A 2668-nucleotide genomic window follows, 5' to 3' on the forward strand; every position below is an offset into this window, starting at 1 on the left:
TTCGTAAGCGGTCTATAAACCCCACCTAAAATTGCTGCCGGGACTTCGCTACGCTCCAGACTTTTCAGATCTGGAGTATCCAATGAGCACCGAGTCAAATCCTACCAAAGCCCAGCTCTGGCAAGCACATTTTGCTGCTTGGAAGAGCAGTGGCTTATCGCAGGCTGAGTATTGCAAACAACATGACCTCAAGCTGTCGAACTTTACTTACTGGCGCAGCCGCGTTAACAAACCCCAGCGCAAGTTCATGCCGATTTCCGCTCCGACTGGAACGGATCGCCTCATCATGAGTTTACCCTGCGGTATTCGCCTTGAGCTTACTGCGCAAACATTGCCCGCCGTATTGCCCGCCGTGCTTCGCGCAATACAGGACGCCAGCTAATGCTGCGTCCTCAACCGGGCATCCAAGCCTATTTGTACCTGGAGCCCGTGGATATGCGCAAGTCCATTGATGGGCTGGCCATACTCGTTGAGAGCGAGCTGGCGCTGTCACCGATGACGGAAGCGCTGTTTGTCTTCTGCAATCGGGGCCGCGACAAGATCAAAATCCTGTACTGGGAGCGTAACGGCTTTGTGCTCTGGTATAAACGCCTTGAGAAGCAGCGTTTCCGCTGGCCGCGCCAGTCCGATTTTAGCTACGAGCAGCGCGATGGCCGCGACCTGAATTACCTGCTCGACGGCTTTGATATCTGGCAGCAACGACCGCATCAAACCCTGCATTTTGACTCGGTCTCCTGAGTCGTCTCCAGTATAATATGGCGCCATGACGGCGCCCCTCACACAGTCCCTGCCAGACGATATCGATGCCTTGAAGGCCCTGCTTCTGAAGAAGGAGCAGCGTATTGATTTGCTTGAAGAGCAGATTCGTTTACTCAAGCAAAAGCGCTTTGGCGCCAGCAGTGAGAAGAGCGACCAGCAGGTTGAGTTGTTTGATGAAGCCGAACTGGGCGACGCTGAAGTGCAGCTGGCACCGCAAGAGGACGAACCGGTCGCTGTCGCCACTGCACCCACTGCCGTGTCAGCCCCAAAAGCCAAACGCGGCCGCAAGCCCCTGCCCGCCGATCTTCCCCGCGTGCGTATTGAGCACGACCTGCCTGACGCTGACAAAGTCTGTACCTGCGGTTGTCTGCGCGAGTGCATTGGCGAAGAGACCAGCGAACAACTGGACATCATTCCAGCCAAAGTGCAGGTGCTGGTTAATGTGCGTAAGAAATACGCCTGCAAGCAGTGTGAGGGTAGCGTCAGCACGGCACCACTTCCGCCGCAACCCATTCCCAAGAGCAACGCCAGTCCAGGCTTGCTGGCCCACATCGCCATTGCCAAATACCAGGATGCGTTGCCTCTGTATCGACAGGAAGCCATTCTGGGGCGCAGCGGTATCGATTTACCCCGTAACACCCTGGCGCTGTGGATGGTCAAGGCAGGCCAGCTGATACAGCCTCTGATTAATCTCTTGCAGGATCGTTTGCTGAGTTATCCGGTACTACAGTGCGATGAAACCACGGTGCAGGTACTCAAGGAGCCGGGCAAAGACCCAGAGAGCACCTCTTACATGTGGGTGCGGGTCGGCGGGCCACCCACGCAGGCTATCCGGCTTTACCATTACGCCGACAGTCGCCGGGGCGAGGTGGCCCGGCAACTGCTGACCGGCTATCAGGGCTACGTGCAGACCGATGATTATGCCGGGTACAACGGTGCCTGCGCGCAAACTGGCATTATCCAGTTGGGCTGTTGGGCCCATGCCCGTCGCAAGTTTGTTGAGGCGCAAAAGGCCGCAGGCAAGCAGAAGAAAGCCGGGAAAGCCGATGTCGCGGTGAGCATGATTGCCAAGCTCTACGCAATAGAAAAGCGAGTGGAATCCATGGCCCCGGAGGCGCGCCATGCCCTGCGCCAGCAAGAGAGCCTTCCCCAGCTCCAGGCCATCCGCGCCTGGCTGGATAAAACCCTGCACACCACACTGCCCAAAGGGTTGCTGGGTAAAGCCCTGGGTTATCTCGACAAGAACTGGGACAAGCTGACGATCTATACCGAGGACGGCCGACTGAGCATCGACAACAACCGGGCAGAGAACGCAATCCGGCCCTTCGTGGTGGGGCGGAAGAACTGGCTGTTCAGTGCCAGCGTCGCCGGTGCGGCCGCCAGTGCAAACCTGTACAGCCTGATTGAAACGGCCAAGGCCAATGGGCTGGAGCCCTATACCTACCTGAGGCGGGTCTTTACAGAATTACCCAGCGCACAGAGTCTGGATGATATCGAAGCATTACTGCCCTGGCAGGCGCCGGAAGCTCACGACAACCTTGTGAAGGCCGCATCATGAAACGGGTGATGAATATCAATATTGATCATCTTGATGCCGACGAACTGATGGCGCTGAACCAGCGCATTATTGAACGGCTGAAGATGCTGGAATCGCTGCATGCACACAAATCAATGATGCAGTTCCACCCTGGCGCGAGAGTCAGCTTCGATTCTCCGCAGGGCGAACGTGTCATCGCTACCGTGATGAAATTCAATCGCAAAACTGTCACCGTTGTAACGGACAGTGGGCAGCGCTGGAATGTGTCACCACATCTGCTCTCGGCGATAAAAGATGCGGGGCAGTCGCCTGTTATCGACGGGAGATTAGAAAACGACTGAGCGCAAGAGCGGGGTTTGTTGAGCGCTTACC

Annotated in this window: 4 protein-coding genes; all 4 read left to right on the forward strand. The window is 56.6% G+C overall.

From position 1 onward, the window contains the following. The first annotated feature begins 82 nt into the window (after positions 1-82). Genes tnpA through IB286_RS15275 form a run of 4 tightly spaced genes read left to right on the forward strand, consistent with a single transcriptional unit; the run spans position 83 to position 2637 of the window. On the forward strand, positions 83-382 hold the full coding sequence (gene tnpA / locus IB286_RS15260; protein WP_008250663.1) for an IS66 family insertion sequence element accessory protein TnpA: 300 nt from the start codon (positions 83-85) through the stop codon (positions 380-382). Next, positions 382-738 (forward strand): IS66 family insertion sequence element accessory protein TnpB, encoded by a 357-nt coding sequence (gene tnpB, locus IB286_RS15265; RefSeq protein WP_008250664.1) that lies wholly within the window; start codon positions 382-384, stop codon positions 736-738. The genes tnpA and tnpB overlap by 1 nt, the downstream gene beginning before the upstream one ends. A 25-nt stretch (positions 739-763) precedes the next feature. Continuing rightward, positions 764-2317: an IS66 family transposase gene (tnpC, locus tag IB286_RS15270; protein WP_008250665.1), complete on the forward strand. Its 1554-nt coding sequence runs from the start codon at positions 764-766 to the stop codon at positions 2315-2317. Positions 2318-2325: 8 nt separating this feature from the next. Further along, entirely contained in the window at positions 2326-2637 is a 312-nt protein-coding gene (locus tag IB286_RS15275; protein WP_040803749.1) for a peptidylprolyl isomerase, read from the forward strand. The last annotated feature ends 31 nt before the right edge of the window (positions 2638-2668 follow it).

Source organism: Spongiibacter pelagi (assembly GCF_014705705.1).
Lineage (GTDB): Bacteria > Pseudomonadota > Gammaproteobacteria > Pseudomonadales > Spongiibacteraceae > Spongiibacter > Spongiibacter pelagi.

What these genes read in the sequence shown, in the direction of transcription:
- tnpA (WP_008250663.1), top strand. Translation starts at nt 83, where the DNA reads ATGAGCACCGAGTCAAATCCTACCAAAGCCCAGCTCTGGCAAGCACAT.
- tnpB (WP_008250664.1), top strand. Translation starts at nt 382, where the DNA reads ATGCTGCGTCCTCAACCGGGCATCCAAGCCTATTTGTACCTGGAGCCC.
- tnpC (WP_008250665.1), top strand. Translation starts at nt 764, where the DNA reads ATGACGGCGCCCCTCACACAGTCCCTGCCAGACGATATCGATGCCTTG.
- IB286_RS15275 (WP_040803749.1), top strand. Translation starts at nt 2,326, where the DNA reads ATGAATATCAATATTGATCATCTTGATGCCGACGAACTGATGGCGCTG.